Source organism: Motilimonas sp. E26, assembly GCF_021278025.1.
GTDB lineage: Bacteria > Pseudomonadota > Gammaproteobacteria > Enterobacterales > CBDFNC01 > Motilimonas.
In genome coordinates this window covers 1-17,062 of record NZ_JAIBHJ010000011.1, presented here as the reverse complement: position 1 = coordinate 17,062, position 17,062 = coordinate 1, and the positions used below count along the sequence as shown (strand labels likewise).

Below are 17,062 nucleotides of genomic sequence, written 5' to 3'. Positions count from 1 at the left end.
AATTATTATGAGCCAGAATGTCTTTCAATTTATTGACGTACAACGCATTGATCCGCCGAAGAAACCGATCACCGTGCGTAAAGAAGAGTTTATTGAAATTTACAAACCCTTTAACGATAGCCAAGCGCAAATGCAATCAGACCGCTGCCTTGAGTGCGGCAACCCTTATTGTGAATGGAAGTGTCCGGTACACAACTACATTCCAAACTGGTTAAAGTTGGCGACGGAGGGAAAAATTTTAGAAGCAGTAGAGTTATGTCACCAAACCAATAGTTTGCCTGAAGTGTGCGGTCGCGTGTGCCCACAAGACAGATTATGTGAAGGAGCTTGTACCTTAAACGATGATTTTGGTGCGGTTACCATAGGTAACGTAGAAAAATACATTACCGAAAAAGCCTTTGAAATGGGATGGCGTCCTGATATGTCACAAGTGGTTGCCACCGATAAAAAAGTCGCCATTGTTGGCGCGGGGCCTGCAGGTCTTGCCTGCGCCGATATATTAGCGCGCGGCGGCGTAAAAGCCGTGGTGTTTGATCGCTATCCCGAAATTGGTGGCCTACTTACGTTCGGTATTCCACCTTTTAAGCTGGAAAAATCAGTCATGATCCGCCGCCGTGAAGTATTCACTTCAATGGGCATTGAATTCAAACTCAATGTTGATGTCGGTAAAGATATCGCCTTTGAAGATTTACTCAGTCAATATGACGCGGTGTTTGTCGCCACCGGGACTTACACCAACATGCGAGCCGATCTGGAAAACGAAAGTGCGCCCGGTGTTTACGATGCCCTGCCCTTTTTAGTTGCAAACATTAATCGCTTAATGGGTTTTGAAAACTCACCCGCTGATTTCATTGATATGAAAGATAAAAAAGTAGTGGTACTGGGCGGTGGTGATACCGCTATGGACTGCGTTCGCACCTCTATACGTCAAGGTGCAGCCAGTGTAGCTTGCGCCTATCGCCGTGACGAAGCCAACATGCCCGGCTCAAAACGCGAAGTACAAAACGCCAAGGAAGAAGGCGTCGAGTTTATTTTTAACGTACAACCTACTGCTATTGAGCTTAATAACCAAGGTGAAGTCTCAGGGGTTAAGATTATTAAAACCAAACTTGGCGAGCCTGATGAAAATGGCCGTCGTCGCCCTGAGCCTATCGAAGGCTCTGACGAAGTGCTCGCGGCAGATGCTATTATCATGGCGTTTGGTTTTCAGCCCAGTCCAGCACCTTGGCTCGGTCAACATGGGGTCGAGCTTGATCAGTGGCAACGCATTAAAGCGCCCGCAAAAGGTGCCTTTGCGTTTCAAACCAGTAATGAAAAAATCTTCGCTGGCGGCGATGCCGTGCGTGGCTCTGACTTAGTGGTAACAGCCATTGACGAGGGCCGCAAAGCAGCCGATGGCATCATGGATTACCTTGGCGTGTAAACATTAATCTGCCTCCTACTCGGATAACTAGCATCAAGCATGTTTAAGTCTTGATGTTAGAGCCGAGCAGGGTGTGATATCTTCAGCCTAGGTACATTAACCTTCAATATTTTGATATTAAAGGAAATAACGAGATTAATTTATGAAAGCTAAGTATTCACATGCTGTAAAAGCCCTCACCCTACTGACTATGCTGCCATTCAGCCAAGCTTTCGCTGCTATTGGCGCGAATCCAATTATCGATTGCATCTATACTCGCTACAGTGACCAATTTGGTCAAAGTAACGCAGAGCTAAAACTCAAATTTGAAATCGATCCCCAAGGCCCAAGTGGATTTATTATCGCTGATAACGGCTCAATCAAACCGGTGAAACTTGTTTACAAAGGCAATGGCGCTGCCTTTATTGATGAAACCAGCACAGGTGAAGTGCTTGTCACCTCAATCGATCGTCACCTAAATTCAGTGCATTCTAGCCACCGAGTGAGTTTGCAAGGCAAGTTATTTGCCAAACAGTATTATGGCACTTGTCAATCAACTAAAGAGTGGTAGTAAGCGTTGCGGTGATCCTCTCTAGATGATGAGCCCGAAACGGCAGTCACGACATGAATAGCACTATCCAATCTGCTAGTAATGGGCTTAAGTATAACTGAGGTTTCCTAGCAGGCACAAATTCATGACGTAACCGTTAGGCTTATCCAGCTAGCTAACCACGCAATATCAGCATGGTTTAACAACCTTAACGAAGGCATAGAAATTTAGTCAGGCAGCGACGAGTTTTACTTGGCGCAAAGCGTATTTTTGTATAAATTCCGCTTTATTTTCTTTGTCAGAGCCACCTTCACATGCAGTGTGAATACTATTCTGCTGGACTATGCCAGTCTTGTTCGCAAATCGATGTCACCTACCCTGAACAATTAAGCAGGAAGCAGCAAAACTTAACAAGTCTACTTGCGCCATTTTCTCCTACTAACATTATTTCCCCCTTGGCCAGCTTACCACAAGGGTTTCGCAACAAAGCTAAAATGGTGGTACAAGGCACGTCTGAACACCCCATACTTGGTATCATTAATCATCAAAAGCAGGCGGTGGACTTAGTCAACTGTCCACTTTACCCGACGGCATTTAAAGCCGCTTTTGAGCAAGTAAAAGCCTTCATTAGCTTTGCCAAATTAGAGCCCTACAGCATTGAAACACGCCGCGGCGAACTTAAATTTGTGCTACTCACCTATAATCCAACCGAACAGACTTGGCTACTACGCTTGGTGCTGCGCTCAAAAAATCATCTGGATAAAATCCGAAAATGCTTACCTTGGCTACAAATGCAATGGCCCGAGCTTCAAGTCTGCTCGGTAAATTTACAGCCTGAGCACAAAGCGATCCTTGAAGGCGAAACGGAAATAATCCTGACCGCTGAGACGATGTTGTCACAGCAACTCAATCATGTACCTTTATACATTCAGCCACAAAGCTTCTTTCAAACCAATAATACGGTCGCGGCCAAACTGTACCAAACCGCCAAAGACTGGAGCGAGTCATTAGAAGTATCTAACTGTTGGGACCTATTTTGTGGGGTCGGAGGGTTCGCTTTGCATTTGGCCAGCAGAGACTTAAAGGTAACAGGCATTGAAATATCGGCTTCAGCCATCGATTGTGCTACACGCTCAGCCAGTGAAATGGGTATCAGTGATTTTACCTTTCAGGCGCTTGATTCAACAGCATTTGCTATGGTACAAAACCAACCACCTGAGCTTCTTGTAGTTAATCCGCCAAGACGAGGTTTAGGCCAACAGTTGTGCGGCTCCATTAATCAACTGCAACCTGCTTGGCTGATTTATTCGAGTTGTAACCCCGCCACCTTAGTGGCTGATTTACGTTTGCTTGAACAATATCAATTAGAAAAAGCGCAACTATTTGATATGTTCCCTCACAGCCATCACAGCGAAGTGCTGACATTGTTAAAACGCACGGCTGGCTGAGAATGGCTTTTGGCATGACTAGATTCATGCCAAAAACAACACCCCATCACAAAAACATCATCGACTTTTACAACCCAGTTAGACCATAATAGCGCCTTAAATATGACCCTATCAGCTGTGACGAGGAAAAAATGAAACTAAAAGTTTTATTGTTATGCGTATTCACCTTACTTTCAGGCTGCCGCTTTTCCGAAGAAGTGGATGCCGCCACTAGTAATGTCAGTGAAGAGCGCGTTTGGGTGTTTGCCCAATTTAACGTGCCAGAAGAAAATGATGGCATGGAAACTTATTATTACTACGGTAATGTCGCTAAATCCCTATACGAGCAGGTAAGCAATAACCGTTTAAGCAGTGGCTTTGTGTTAATGAAGCAAGTGCGTTACTGGGGTGATGATGATCGGGTTCATGATTACAAAGACGCCGAAGACTCAGGTAATCTTATTTTTCGCATAGAAGATATTCGTCGGATTAAGCTCATTAACCAAGATCCTCTACTTGATCCTGAAAACAAAGAACAAGTGGCGGAGTTTCAACAGTAAGCTTTTTACAACATGGGCTGATAACAGCCCTTAATTACTTGACTATTTAACTAATAGGCCATTACGCACCAGTGCTCGGCGCACGTTTTTACATAACTTAACAAATTGATTTAACTCGGCAAAGTTAGGCTTATCACCTTGGTCTAAGCGGGTTTGCCAGCCAATAATCTCCATTTCCACCAGCTCTAATAGCTTCTTAGTGCAGACCTCACAATGGTCGCTGCAAATGTTCGACTCGGGCGCATGAAACGGAAACTCTGCTTTTACTTTAGCTATCACTTCCTGAAGGACTTGCTCGCAACTGGGTTTGCTCACTGCTCGCTCCAATTTCACAAACAAAAAAGGAGAAGCTTAGCTTCTCCTTTTACTCACTTATCTACCGGCAAGTATTACTTCCAGATGTATAAGTTAAATAGTTTTTTACCGCGCTTGATTAAGGTAAATTTGCCGTACATAGCGTCTGCTTTATTACATACAGCTTCAGTATCAGCTACTTTTTCACCATTAACCGATACCGCGCCATTACCGATAAACTCACGTGCCATCTTGTTTGACTTAGCAAGCTCTGAAGAAGTTAATAGCTCAACCAGAGAAAGTGAATCACCTTCTACTTCAGTGATTGGCAAGCCATCTAAAGCAAGTTGGGTTAAATCTGACTCACTCAGTGAGGTTAAATCGCCAGAGAACAAGGCGCCAGTAATACGCTCAGCTGAGGCTAGGCCTTCTTCACCGCGAACTAAACGGGTGACTTCACGAGCAAGCACTTGCTGGCCTTCAGGGCGACCTTGAATCGCCTTATCACTTTCTTCAATGGCTGCAATTTCTTCAATGCTTAAGAAAGTAAAGTAACGTAGGAACTTGTACACGTCAGCATCAGCCGTGCCTAACCAAAACTGGTAAAAAGAGTAAGATGAAGTTTTGTTCTCATCTAACCAAATGGTGCCAGACTCAGTTTTACCAAACTTAGTGCCGTCTGATTTTGTTACCAATGGCAACGTTAAACCAAACACCTGATTTTTGTTCATGCGACGAGTTAATTCAGTGCCGCCGGTAATGTTACCCCATTGATCTGAACCGCCGATTTGCAAAGTACAGTTCTTATCACGGTTTAGCGCCGCAAAGTCGTACGACTGCAACAGCATGTAACTGAATTCAGTGTATGAGATACCCGAGCCTTCACGCTCAATGCGCTGTTTAACCGACTCTTTTTGGATCATCGCGTTAACGCTGAAGTATTTACCTATGTCACGCATAAAGGTGATGGTATCAATCTTACCGATCCAATCTAGGTTGTTAACCACCTCGGCGCCGTTCTCTGATTCGTTAAAATCAACAAAGGCGCTGACCTGTGCTTTAATTTTTTCTACCCAGCCTTCCACTACATCGGTGGTGTTTAGCTGACGCTCTGCTGCTTTAAAACTTGGGTCACCAATTAAGCCCGTTGCGCCGCCAACTAGGGCTAAAGGCTTATGACCAAACTGCTGAAAACGCTTTAGTACCAATAGTGGTACTAGGCTACCTATGTGTAGGCTGTCGGCAGTGGGATCGAAGCCACAATACAAAGTGCGACAACCTGTTGAAAGGTGCTCAGCTAATTCTTCATCAGCGGTACACTGTGCAATCAGCCCACGGGCTTGTAAGTCTTTCAATAGTTCATTTGTTGCTGTCATCGCGAAACCTGTATTTTAAGTTGCTTAAATCCAAAATGGGGCTCGATTTTACACATTTGACCTGACAAAAAACAGGCCAAACCCCGCTTGTTTATGGTTTTTCGTGGCTTTTTCTGCCGCATTTAAGCGATTGTTGTAAGCGGATGGCGTTTCTATCAATTTTGCTCATACCCAAGATGCTTGATTTCAGCAAGATTTTACACGCGTTTAGGTAAGGCATTGATTGCAGGTAATGGCTTTCCCCTTATTAAAATCAATAACGCAGCATTAACGCGTGTAAAACTTGCCCTTTGGGAGCGCCGCCGTGTTTCCCTGATTTCAAATCAAAAAGTGTTGTTACGCTCATTTAAAAGGTGTCTACATTCCTGCATTAGCGTGCCTAGTATTGAAAACATGGCAGTGCTCTGAAACATGCATCTTCAAGTTTATTGGGTATATGCTAATATCCAGTTAATTATTTTACATAGCAGAATCATCAAGATGAAAATAGGCATTATCGGCGCAATGGAACAAGAAGTTGAACTACTGCGCGCACAACTTGAACAAGTAGAAACCAAAACCATCGCAGGCTGTGAATTTTACCGCGGTAAACTACACGGCGTGGAAGTAATTTTAACTAAATCAGGCATAGGTAAAGTGGCTGCTGCGGTAGCAACTAGCTTATTACTTGAGCTATACCAACCCGATACTGTGATTAACACCGGCTCTGCGGGCGGTTACGATCAAGCGCTACAAGTAGGCGATGTGGTGATCTCATCTGAAGTGCGTTATCACGATGTTGACGTGACCGCCTTTGGGTATGAAATAGGCCAAGTACCACAACTGCCAGCAGCATTTTTACCCGATGCGAAGTTAGTGCAAGTAGCGAAAGACTCGGTTGCCGCCGTTGATGAACAGGTAAAGGTGATTGAAGGCTTAATTTGTACTGGCGATACTTTTATGGCCGATCCAGTAAAAGTGGAATACGCCCGTAACAACTTCCCCACCATGGCGGCAGTTGAAATGGAAGCCGCGGCCATTGCACAGGTTTGTCATCAATTTAGCGTGCCATTTGTGATCATTCGTTCGCTGTCTGACATCGCTGGTAAAGAATCAAGCCAATCATTTGATGAATACCTAGTGGTAGCCGCGAAACACTCAAGCTTAATGATTGCGGAAATGGTTAAGCGTCTCGGCTAATGCCTAGCTTACTTGAGCTATACCAAATGATGCCCAATCAGCTAATGCTGTTATTAGCTGCATTGGCATCATTATTTTTTCCCCTGCCGCTACGCTACCACCCCGCCACAGGCGCTGGCCATATATTACAATTACTGGGTAACAAGGTTGCCAATCCAAGCAATAGTTTTTCGCAACAACAACTCGCTGGCTTGCTCGCATTAATGTTAGTGATATTGCCCAGTCTTGCCCTTGTTGTGGCACTGAAAGAAGTGCTGATATTTGCTGAATTTTTTGATTTTCTATTATTGCTGTTTTTATTTGAATGGCGCGCTTATGTCACCGCGTTTGACCACAGCCGACAGTCTTTACTTGTAACCGACAAAAGCCAAGCACGAAATAACTTGGATCTTATTACTTTGCGTGATGTAGATGCCCTATCGCAGTTAGGCCTGCAAAAAGCGGCCGCCGAAAGCCTGCCGTTACATTTAGCCCATCGTTGGTTTGTGGTGTTCTTTTGGTTTGCCGTTGCCGGTATTTATGGCGCACTAGCCTGCCGACTATTACAGCTGTGTAATTTTTATTGGAACAGAAAAAAAACACGTTTTCGCCATTTTGGCATCGCCGCACAACAAGCTTACCAAACAGTGAGCTTCATTCCCTGTTTATTACTCGCATTCACCTTAAGTTGTTATGGCAACACCCGCTACGCCTTAAAAAACCTATTTCACCAAGGTGCCAGCTGGCCAATGTTAAGCTCCGGCTTGGTTATTTCAGCCTTAGCCAGTAGCTTAAAAATACAACTTGGCGGCGCGCGTATGTATGAGACCATCAAGGTACGTTTTGCGTTAATGGGCACGGGTGACATCATTAGCCAAGGCCATTTAACACCATTAAAGCAACGTTTAAATCACGCCGCTTGGTTATGGATAATTGTTTATGTTGTACTGAATATTTGCTGGTGGCTAATACAGCAGCCCCGCTACTAACACTCAACGCGGTTACAAGGATTAACTCATGAAAGCTTTATTAAATGCTTGCTTATTAACACTTATTATTCTTTTCACCCACAGTACTGTGGCTAAAAACAGCGTGCCAGTCGTCAGCCAAAGCGAGTTAGTGGCTTGGCAGCAATCAGAAAAGCCAATGCAATTGTTAGATGTGCGCACCCCTGCCGAATTTGCCCAAGGTCATATTAAAGGCGCAATGAATATCCCATACGACCAATTAGACCAACAGTTAGCTAGCCTAGATAAAGATACCGAGATAGTGGTTTACTGCCGCTCAGGCCGCCGCGCCGCCATTGCTGAAGACGTGTTAATGAGCAATGGGTTGTTAAAGGTGTCACACCTAGAAGGCGATATGCTGGGCTGGCAAGCTAAAGGGTTGCCCGTTGAAGTAGTTGAGTAATCCTATCACTGAACCGTTTATTTCAACAATAAAGTAACCCAGCCTTCTAAGAGAAAAGCCACTTTTCGAAGTGGCTTTTTTGTAATATTAACAATATTAAGTTGAACGCTGCCAAGCTGATAGCTCACTTAGCCTTGCCACACAGAAAAAGTATTCCCGCCAACAGCAAAGAAATGAGCGAGATACCAATGATGGTATAAAGAACCAATAGCCAATCTTGATCGCCATTAAAAAGAGCTGTGCCGACAACAGCACTCACCGAGCCCAAACAAAAAAATAATAACGTCTTATAGTTCATTAATTAGCCTATATCAGATAAATACCATCACCAAAGAAGGCTCGATAAGTAAGCCACGGTAAATGCCCTTTCTAAGGTACCTGTTCAACATGGCTGTTTGTTATTGGTTCTTAGCACCTTAATTTAGCCTACCCAAGTTGATGTATCCTCTTGCCACCGCGCGAAACAACATCACCAAGCCAAATGCCGTAACTGCAAGGCCAAAGTGTTTTACCTTGCAGTCTCTAATAAGTTAAACCTAGGTAGACGCCATTTAAATCGAACCGAAGCCATACGGACTAAATAGCCAACCAATAAACTGGCGATAATTGAGATGCTTTCATCAATGGCGAAATGCGCTAAAGTTAAGTACAAGCAAGCAACAATTAATGCCACAGAAGCATACAATTCTTGATGCAAAACCAGTGGCGTTTGACGGCATATTAAATCGCGCAGCAGGCCACCAAATACCCCAGTGACAATAGCTGCCACGACACAAATACCGTAGTGTAACCCCATGTTTAGTCCAACTTGGCAACCTATGATGCTAAATGCTGCCAGCCCGAGCGCATCTAAGCGTATAAACACTCCTTTAAATTTTACAACCCACTTTGCCAACCAAGTGGTCACTATGCCTGCGACACAAGTGATCAATAAATATTCAGGGTGCGCGACCCAAGTTAAAGGATAGTTACCCAATAAAATATCTCTTACACTGCCCCCACCGATTGCCGTTGCACTCGCAACAAGCATGACACCGAACCAATCCATGTTTCTTCGACCAGCGCTGAGCGCACCAGTCATTGCTTCTGCGGTAATTCCAATAATGTAAATAATGCTTAGTAACATGGTTCGATCGCTTAAATTTTCTTCGCAAAACAAAGGGGGCATTGTAGATACAAAGCCCACAAAAAACGAGAAATAAAGAACCTTACACTGCAAATAAAACCAATAGACAGCATTTAAATAAACCAAAGTAATAACAATAAAAAATAAATTGCCATCAGATTATTTAATACAGTTTAACAGAGCCCGACTCAAACAAAGCTCAGGCCTGCCAATGATTGCTTCATTAGGGCCCAACTTGGCCTTAGACAGAATACATCACCATTGGCGCCGCAACCGCGTTAATAACGGTTAAGGTGGCAGGCAGCATAATAACAACTCTTGAAAAAGAATTTACGCCCCTTGCTAAAAGATGCAGCCACGAGTGGCTCATTCATGTGTTTAGTCTGCATTTAGCGTTTTTTTTAGCCAGCTATTCATGTCAGTAATGACGTTTGCTAACTGCTCTTGGCCTGCAGAATTGTTAAAGCGGTGATCTAGATTTTCATAAAAACGAAATTCGATGTTTTCTTTGCCTGATTTTTGTAGCTCAGACATCATGTCTGTCACTTTTTGCGGTGACACAGACTTATCAATCCCCCCTTGTACGATGAGCAAAGGCGTATTAACACTTTTCAGTGTACTAAGCTGATCAATTGATAGCATCTGCCGCCACCAATTATAACCATGACCACTCACTTCAATATCAAACGGTTCACTATTTAATATGTGTTGAGCAAAGCCTTTAAAGCCCTCAACGCTTTCCTTAGTTTTATCTACATCTGTCTGCTCAGAACTGATGCTATGTAATACATCATCAATAAACCATTGCCCGCCACCATTAAAAGAAATAGTCGCATCCACATCATGATTACTTGCAGCAAGTAAGTTGGCGATCACTGCACCTTCGCTTCCCCCGATAACAACCAAGTTGTCATAATTACGCTCTTTATTTATCGTACTTAGCACAGCGGCGATGTCTTCAACTCGCTGCTTCGGGTTATCTTTCTTTAAGTAGGCTGTTGGACAGTCTTTACGCTCCGCATCAGCGCTGTAAACTAAACTTTTATCAATGCCATATTTTTCGATTAATAAAAGATCAGACTGTGGCCAAATATTTTTGTAATCCGTAAAAATGGATTTGATATTCAGAGCACTATTACAATCTGAACCTTGCAAGATGAGCAACAAGGTATCACTTTTGCTGTCTTCTTTTTGATCAATTAGGTAGTAATTTATTTTCGTGCCATCTGCTCGATTCGTTGTCAGTGTGGTGGCATCTACAGAGTCAGCAAGTGCGTTAATATTAAAAGCCATTAAAAGTATAGCGAGTAGTCGATACTTCATGAAGTCACTCCAATGTCTATTCTAAGACAATGTATAATAAGTTGTTTTTTAAAGTTTTTAAATACACCACCCGTCGTTTTCACAACCATTTCGGCATGAAGCGTCCCGCTAAAGCGTCAGATATTAGCCACTTGAGCTTTCATCAGTAATGACTCTAAAATTAGGGGAAAAGGGGGAAATATCACTGAACAATATTGTCATGGGCCTTTCTAAATACGCGTTCAGCTAAACTTTTTACATCAAAAATAAGGTGGGAAGACGTACTACCATCGCTGTACACCAGCGTTACCATGCCATAAGTAGCATTTGAATCTGATCGCTTTTCCCCTGGCTGGTTTTCCTGTAAATGCGCCTTGAATTGGTGATATAAGCTCAGTGGTGAAAACGTCCCTTTTTTTATCACTTGTGCTCTTGGATGAGCACCGTAGTATAAATACGCGGCACCATCGCTGTTTGATAAAATTCTTTCTTCTCCGTGAGGGTAATCCATTATGAAGCGAGTCAGCTCAGGCTGCTCTTCACCCTGCAAAAGTGGGACATAAAGTATGATTAAAATGAAAGATATTAAGCATTTCATGTTCTTACCTCTAGCACTATGAGAAGCAGCCAATAAATAGAAAAGTATGAGTACCTTACAGAGCCCTGTTTATAAATAGTCTAATGGTTATTTGAAACAACTCAATAACACGCTCAAACTCGTTGGCACAGGCTATCAGTTGCTGTTTGTAAATAACGAGTGCGTATTTTAAGCAGAAAATACTAGCTTATTTTTATCTAGATCTCTGACATAGGCAGAAAAACGAGGCCCTCTTTGATTAGGCTCCCCCTCACAAGAGCCACCTAATGCAATGGCCTTTTGATGCAATCTTATTACTTCATCAGCAGAGCCAACACTAAAACCAATCATGCTACCATTGCCATTGGTCGCAGGTGCTTCATCGAAGGGAATAGCGATGGCAAATGCCGAGTCTTTATCGTCACCTTGCCAGAAGGTCATCCTTTCGTTTGCTAAAACTTGGCTAAGCGCTGTTTGCTCAAAGAGTGCATCATAGAAGCAAGTCGAAGCTTCTATGTTGTTGGTACCAAGTACAAAGTAGTTCATTTTCATATCGTTAGTCTCCTACTATATAGAAAACCAAGCATACCTTGCCCCCACTGACAGGGAGTGTCAGTGGGGTTGCACTAAGCAACTACTGTACGCAGTTTTTATGCTAATAAATTTTGAGTGGCGGGATGAATCAGGGCAAATTTGCCCCCCTCTAAAATACAAATGCGAATAGCTTCAAATTTAGCCTGATTTCTACTACTTAGCTTTCAGTCAAAAGCCCAATGAAAGCGTCTCATTAAGCGATTTCATTTCGACACTCAGAGTCGACTAGTTTAAGTAAAGTTGGAACTCGATATTCACCGTGCATCTGTTGGATAAACCTCTTCGCTTCAGACTGGCTAATACCGATACTTGTTACATAAAGAGGCTTTTTACTGGTACCGCGTAAAACTTCACATTGCTCTGGCGTTCCAGCAAATCTGTTTTTTGCTACACCAATTATCGGTACTTTTGTATTCAAGTTATTGTAAAGATGAGAGCCTAGCCCATCTTGTCGCGCCTCCCCAAGGGTGACATAACCATCAATCACGATAACTTCAACGTCCTCTTTGATCTCGTTAAGAAGAGCCAAAATGCAAGGCAATTCTCTTTTGAAAAAACTGCCTGGTTGATATGGTTCAATGTCATTAATCTTGACACTTAACTTGCTGCTATAGGATGAAGATTCCCAATCAGAAAATAGCACCCCAGATGCAACTGCGTAGTCATTGTTATTGTAGTGAACATCTATTACTAGCTTCATTGTAAATTATTGCACACCTTATTTATTAGTGCTTTTTCAACTGTAATTGCCGAGAGCTTTGTTACCTCGTAACCACTTGCAATACACTCAAATGTACGTTCATGAAATGCGAATAGATAATGAACATAATTCCTCTGTGCCCGAGAGAACTCAGAGATAACTTTGTAACGTTTTTCCAATTCATCAATCCACGGCGAGCCTTCTACCACATGTGGTTCGAAGTTTAATAAACCTAAACCACTATATTGGCTCTTAGATATGGCATCCTCTCCCGGCATACCCATTCGAAACTCAAAGCAATGATCAAATGTGATTAATGCGACATCATCTTCAATGTCGTAGTAAGCCAACTTAACTATGTGCTCATCTGCAAAAACCATTGGAGTTGGTGCACCAACCATGATTTCAGGAAATACATTTTCTATTGGTATTAGCTTGGTGATCATATTGGTACTCTTTATATGCCGAACGCCCGCGTTAACAGGCAATAAATAGTTGGTTAAAATAAGCGACAAAGGAGCAAAACCAACTGTTTTTTGTCCTTGTTTAACAGCTGTTATGCAATTTTACTTAACGTAATTGACTATCTTTAATGCAACTTCCTTTGGGGTAAGATTACTGTTATCAATTGATTGTGTATTCTCGTGATTAATACCTAAAAACTTCATATTATTAAGTAAATTTGAAATTGTTGTTTGGCACGATAGTTTGTGTGATTGCTGTCTTTCTTCAGAAGCTGAGCGGTCTAAAATGATTTCAGCCTTTGGGCATAAATGAATTGGATACACTTCAATTTCATTTTCAGAAAAAAAGTCGAGATATTTATTAATTTCTACAGAATCACTTTCAGCACAAGTCATATATGTTATTACAAGATGAGATACACCAATCGATTTCGCTTTGGCTAAAACAGTTCTTCTAATGCCATTGGTAAAGTCACTAAAATCTTTGTCACCAAACTCATCGTAAATCGCCAAGCTTAAATCAACAGCTAAATGATTATGAAACAATTTATAGCCATAATGCTCATGCAAGTACTTTGCAACGGTTAACTTACCTGCTGCTGGAGCACCGTGAATCCAAATTAACTTCATATACACCTCATCCATTGAATCGCATAACGAGACAGTAGAATAACTCCAACAGCCAGATTTGACTAAAAAACGGTGCCCAGCAATCAATCCTAAGCACTTTTAAGACAATAGGTAATGCATTTGGAACCCATAAAAGAGGCTGCTTTTCTTAAAAAAGAGAAATTCTACAGCCTTAACGCCCCCAACAAACGCGAGCATAGCGAATCGAGGGTGACAGCACGTTTTGGTTGCGTTTGTTATGTGCTTTCCTTGAACGCGTTTTTGATAGCCTTAATGTCAATTTCGATTTGCTCTTCTGGTGCAGATACTACATTTATTTCCCAATATTCATCGAAATTATCTGAGTCGATACAAAAGTTAACTTTATAAACACATTGATTATTTTCTATTTTTTTCGAAATGAGTAAATTTTCACAATCAGATTTCCATGAAAGCGCTGGATATACTGATAAATTCAGCAAGCTATCTAATGGGCTATTTTCTTTTAAATAGATAAATCTACCCACCACTTCGCTACGGTTCCTTTTAATGGATAAGTGCATCAAGTAATCGATTGACGTCTTTTCCATATTTATAAAGACTAAGCGCGTATCCCCGATCTTAATCAATCTAAATGCCCTCGCATGTTAATTTCAGGCCACAATCGTGGTAGAGCGACCCATTACTGGGCCGACCCCACACAGATCCGGACGTGCGCTGATTTTAAAACACAAGACCGCATCGAGCTTTTGGGCTCTTCAGTTATATATTCACGCGTGTAAATCAACACGCGCCTAGTACCAACCCACGTGAATAAATCGCTTACTCACTCTTGGACGCTAAATCGCGTAATACATTAGCATCTTATTGAAATTACTCCAGTTATAACTTCGCCGACCACTGCGTCTATTCAACCATTTATATAAACTGTGCAGCACATAAATTTACAGCCTATCTAGGCTTAAGCTTTTGTCAGGGGTAGGCGAAAGTTTACAGCACCAAATACAGTGCTGACTATTGCCGTTGCTGCAACAGCTACTGGGGATTGAGCCACCGAGATAATCAACCCCGCAAGGACGCAATAAGGATAATGGCATTCATCACGCCTCGCGCGTAAACAAGAGGAATACGAATAAAGAAACAACACACAGACAAGCCGTAACAAACTGATAAGGTGAGCGTTTCCATCATGAACGCCCCTTGCATCTCTCCCGTTCGTCTTGAGAAAGGTACTCAGGCTAAGTGCGGTTAACGCTCAATGCAGCAATTTACTTAATAAGGCAGAACACGACATCGGCGAGGCTCCGGGGATAATCCGAGCATTGTCCAATAACTGAATAGGGTGTCGACTTCACGACACCTATTCTTATCTGTTAGGCTGGAACCTTTGACAGCCAATCGTGATATTCATCTTCTTTGATAGCCGTATAATTACCGCCATTGAACCAAGAGAAGGTTGAAAAATCCGGCAACTCCCAATTTTCGTATTTTAAAGCGTGCTGAATCGCCGGCTCATACGGAAACGCTGACAATATAACTAGATAAATGACATCCCAATTTGTTACCTCTTCACTTTTCATATGAAAACGCTTTATAAAGTATTCCGATTTACTCAGAAACTTTCCAAGATAATCCTCAAGCAATTGAAAGCTTGATTCATCAAAGTTCGGATCATTCAGTATTTTCGCCAGATCTAGTTCCATAATTGATAGAGCCTAACGCCGCAATGTGCGGATTTTAAAAATGGAGGCGAAGCCGGAGCTTTTAAAATTCCGAACCATTGCCTTGTTATGAGTTGATGCCAATTTCTGGTAGCTCTGCCAATAGCTCGCTCATTTCTATATCTGGATTTAATTTTTTAGCGAGATCTTCACTAAATTCACCGCTAAGTATTTTCTCGACTGCTTCTAAGTCTATTTCACGCTCATAGTATTCAGTTGCCCAAGCATGGTAATCACTGGCTTCCCAGTTTGTTATTGCCTTCAAATCAATCAGCCATTTGACAGGCTTTCCATGCTCCGTCCATTGGGAGTTCTCTAGAAACCAAATACAGGTAGCTTGATCCATGCTAAAAGCAGGCTCATTTATAAAACTGCCAAAGGCTTCAGAAGCACTTTCTTTAGCTTCTTGTAATTCTGGCATTAATCCATCTTCTGGGCTCAAGCATTTATAGCCAGCTAATTCTCCGGAAAACCAAAGAAACCACTCGCCACCGCATCCATCACGGAGCGAACCCATCTCTTCTGAATCAGACCAATTCGAATTGTAAGAGAAATACCTGTATTGCCACTCTTGCTCAATAATCGCATCGAGTAAAGCTAGTGATTTCATTTTCTTGCGCAATTGTTCGATCATGGTCTACTCAATCGTGGTAGAGCGACCGATTACTGGGCCGACCCCACACAGATCCGGACGTGCGCTTATTTTAAAACACAAGACCGCATCGAGCTTTTGGGCTCTTCAGTTTTATATTCACGCGTGTAAATCAACACGCGCCTAGTACCAATCTACGTGAATAAATCGCTTACTCACTCTTGGTCGCTAAATCGCGTAATACATTAGCATCTTATTGAAATTACTCCAGTTATAACTTCGCCTACCACTGCGTCTATTCAACCATTTGTATAAACTGTGCAGCACATAAATTTACAGCCTATCTAGGCTTAAGCTTTTGTCAGGGGCAGGCGAAAGTTTACAGCACCAAATACAGTGCTGACTATTGCCGTTGCTGCCAACACTGCATGCGCTGCATCGGTATCCTGCGACCGAGTGAACGTGACATCAGCGAGGCTCCACTACACGGGGATAATCCGAGCGTTGCCCAACACTTGAATATAGGGTGTCGGCTTCGCGACACCTATTCTTATCTGTTAGGCTTATTCTATTGGCTCAAGCAATAAATCAACTTCAGATGAAGCCCCATTAGTTAAAACTGGGTAAGCTTGAGTAGTTATAAATTTAGCAAACTCTTCTCCAGAATCCCTCACAGAAATTAAAGACGCACTTACAGAATATAAATTTCCTTCATTTATATCTTCGGCTTTATAAGAAACCTTGTAACTAAGAGGAAAGCTATCAATTAATTCGATTTCAGTTTTACCTACTATTACAGCTGATGCATCGCCAATAGAATAATCTATAATTTGGACTTCCATCCTTAAAATATCATTAGATTCAATTAAACCATTGAGTTCAATTACTCCATACACATTGGGATCTTTTACGGTAGCGTTATCATTACTTTCATTACATGCAACTAGAAATACCACACTAAAAAATGTAATTAGTAAAACTTTAATATGGATATTACCTCTGATAATTTTAAGCCTAACGTCGCAATAACGGGCGCTTATCAAACCACCCAAAACCAATTTAATCCTTTGTATTCAAGACACTTTGAAAAGCTGCCGCAGTGAAAAGGCGTCCCGTTCATAACCTTGATAATCATTGAGCCTCCTCCAGCTACCTTTAACCTAGGTATGCTAACGGTGACAAAACCAAACGGAGAAAGCT

22 protein-coding genes are annotated in these 17,062 nt (G+C 42.3%); 7 read left to right on the top strand and 15 right to left on the bottom strand.

Annotated features, from left to right (window positions below; translation table 11 throughout):
- Positions 1-7: 7 nt before the first annotated feature.
- The 4 genes from K1M91_RS11015 to K1M91_RS11000 all read left to right on the top strand — a co-directional run bounded on the left by K1M91_RS11015 (position 8) and on the right by K1M91_RS11000 (position 3,939).
- On the top strand, positions 8-1,423 hold the full coding sequence (locus tag K1M91_RS11015) for an FAD-dependent oxidoreductase (protein ID WP_232801811.1): 1,416 nt from the start codon (positions 8-10) through the stop codon (positions 1,421-1,423).
- 142 nt (positions 1,424-1,565) lie between these two features.
- Positions 1,566-1,973, top strand: coding sequence for a hypothetical protein (locus K1M91_RS11010; protein WP_232801810.1), 408 nt, complete (start codon positions 1,566-1,568; stop codon positions 1,971-1,973).
- Positions 1,974-2,266: 293 nt separating this feature from the next.
- Positions 2,267-3,400 carry a 23S rRNA (uracil(747)-C(5))-methyltransferase RlmC gene (rlmC, locus tag K1M91_RS11005; RefSeq protein ID WP_232801809.1) on the top strand — a complete coding sequence of 378 codons (1,134 nt, stop codon included), beginning with the start codon at positions 2,267-2,269 and terminating at the stop codon, positions 3,398-3,400.
- Between the two features lie 131 nt (positions 3,401-3,531).
- Complete coding sequence (locus K1M91_RS11000) at positions 3,532-3,939, top strand: hypothetical protein (RefSeq protein WP_232801808.1); 408 nt, start codon at positions 3,532-3,534, stop codon at positions 3,937-3,939.
- A gap of 42 nt (positions 3,940-3,981) precedes the next feature.
- Here K1M91_RS11000 and K1M91_RS10995 read toward each other — a convergent pair whose 3' ends face one another.
- Positions 3,982-4,254: a hypothetical protein gene (locus K1M91_RS10995; protein WP_232801807.1), complete on the bottom strand. Its 273-nt coding sequence runs from the start codon at positions 4,252-4,254 to the stop codon at positions 3,982-3,984.
- A 74-nt stretch (positions 4,255-4,328) separates the two neighbouring features.
- The gene (gene tyrS / locus K1M91_RS10990) at positions 4,329-5,609 is read right to left on the bottom strand and encodes a tyrosine--tRNA ligase (protein ID WP_232801806.1); all 1,281 of its coding nucleotides are present in this window, start codon (positions 5,607-5,609) and stop codon (positions 4,329-4,331) included.
- Between the two features lie 480 nt (positions 5,610-6,089).
- Between tyrS and mtnN the strand changes: the two genes are divergently transcribed.
- Genes mtnN through K1M91_RS10975 form a run of 3 tightly spaced genes read left to right on the top strand, consistent with a single transcriptional unit; the run spans position 6,090 to position 8,177 of the window.
- A complete protein-coding gene (gene mtnN / locus K1M91_RS10985) occupies positions 6,090-6,788 on the top strand; it encodes a 5'-methylthioadenosine/S-adenosylhomocysteine nucleosidase (RefSeq protein ID WP_232801805.1) in 699 nt (232 codons plus the stop codon).
- Positions 6,788-7,756, top strand: coding sequence for a cobalamin biosynthesis protein (locus K1M91_RS10980; RefSeq protein WP_232801804.1), 969 nt, complete (start codon positions 6,788-6,790; stop codon positions 7,754-7,756). The genes mtnN and K1M91_RS10980 overlap by 1 nt, the downstream gene beginning before the upstream one ends.
- Positions 7,757-7,784: 28 nt before the next feature.
- Positions 7,785-8,177: a rhodanese-like domain-containing protein gene (locus tag K1M91_RS10975; RefSeq protein WP_232801803.1), complete on the top strand. Its 393-nt coding sequence runs from the start codon at positions 7,785-7,787 to the stop codon at positions 8,175-8,177.
- Positions 8,178-8,301: 124 nt separating this feature from the next.
- Here the strand turns inward: K1M91_RS10975 and K1M91_RS10970 are convergent, their stop codons facing one another.
- The 13 genes from K1M91_RS10970 to K1M91_RS10915 form a co-directional block, all read right to left on the bottom strand.
- The gene (locus K1M91_RS10970) at positions 8,302-8,475 is read right to left on the bottom strand and encodes a hypothetical protein (RefSeq protein ID WP_232801802.1); all 174 of its coding nucleotides are present in this window, start codon (positions 8,473-8,475) and stop codon (positions 8,302-8,304) included.
- A 210-nt stretch (positions 8,476-8,685) separates the two neighbouring features.
- On the bottom strand, positions 8,686-9,303 hold the full coding sequence (locus K1M91_RS10965; protein WP_232801801.1) for a trimeric intracellular cation channel family protein: 618 nt from the start codon (positions 9,301-9,303) through the stop codon (positions 8,686-8,688).
- Positions 9,304-9,681: 378 nt separating this feature from the next.
- Positions 9,682-10,626: a prolyl oligopeptidase family serine peptidase gene (locus K1M91_RS10960; protein ID WP_232801800.1), complete on the bottom strand. Its 945-nt coding sequence runs from the start codon at positions 10,624-10,626 to the stop codon at positions 9,682-9,684.
- Between the two features lie 181 nt (positions 10,627-10,807).
- Entirely contained in the window at positions 10,808-11,203 is a 396-nt protein-coding gene (locus K1M91_RS10955; RefSeq protein ID WP_232801799.1) for a hypothetical protein, read from the bottom strand.
- Positions 11,204-11,371: 168 nt separating this feature from the next.
- The gene (locus K1M91_RS10950) at positions 11,372-11,734 is read right to left on the bottom strand and encodes a VOC family protein (protein ID WP_232801798.1); all 363 of its coding nucleotides are present in this window, start codon (positions 11,732-11,734) and stop codon (positions 11,372-11,374) included.
- A gap of 235 nt (positions 11,735-11,969) precedes the next feature.
- Positions 11,970-12,476: an endonuclease V gene (locus tag K1M91_RS10945; protein WP_232801797.1), complete on the bottom strand. Its 507-nt coding sequence runs from the start codon at positions 12,474-12,476 to the stop codon at positions 11,970-11,972.
- Positions 12,473-12,922, bottom strand: coding sequence for a hypothetical protein (locus tag K1M91_RS10940; RefSeq protein ID WP_232801796.1), 450 nt, complete (start codon positions 12,920-12,922; stop codon positions 12,473-12,475). Before K1M91_RS10940 ends, K1M91_RS10945 begins: the two co-directional genes overlap by 4 nt.
- Positions 12,923-13,042: 120 nt before the next feature.
- Positions 13,043-13,570, bottom strand: a complete 528-nt coding sequence (locus K1M91_RS10935) for an AAA family ATPase (RefSeq protein WP_232801795.1) — start codon at positions 13,568-13,570, stop codon at positions 13,043-13,045.
- Positions 13,571-13,806: 236 nt separating this feature from the next.
- The gene (locus tag K1M91_RS10930; protein ID WP_232801794.1) at positions 13,807-14,178 is read right to left on the bottom strand and encodes a hypothetical protein; all 372 of its coding nucleotides are present in this window, start codon (positions 14,176-14,178) and stop codon (positions 13,807-13,809) included.
- Between the two features lie 433 nt (positions 14,179-14,611).
- Positions 14,612-14,740 (bottom strand): hypothetical protein, encoded by a 129-nt coding sequence (locus K1M91_RS21410; RefSeq protein ID WP_282561131.1) that lies wholly within the window; start codon positions 14,738-14,740, stop codon positions 14,612-14,614.
- 182 nt (positions 14,741-14,922) lie between these two features.
- A complete protein-coding gene (locus K1M91_RS10925) occupies positions 14,923-15,252 on the bottom strand; it encodes a hypothetical protein (protein WP_232801793.1) in 330 nt (109 codons plus the stop codon).
- A gap of 85 nt (positions 15,253-15,337) precedes the next feature.
- The gene (locus K1M91_RS10920) at positions 15,338-15,904 is read right to left on the bottom strand and encodes a hypothetical protein (RefSeq protein ID WP_232801792.1); all 567 of its coding nucleotides are present in this window, start codon (positions 15,902-15,904) and stop codon (positions 15,338-15,340) included.
- 521 nt (positions 15,905-16,425) lie between these two features.
- The gene (locus tag K1M91_RS10915; RefSeq protein ID WP_232801791.1) at positions 16,426-16,914 is read right to left on the bottom strand and encodes a YbaY family lipoprotein; all 489 of its coding nucleotides are present in this window, start codon (positions 16,912-16,914) and stop codon (positions 16,426-16,428) included.
- Between the last annotated feature and the right edge of the window lie 148 nt (positions 16,915-17,062).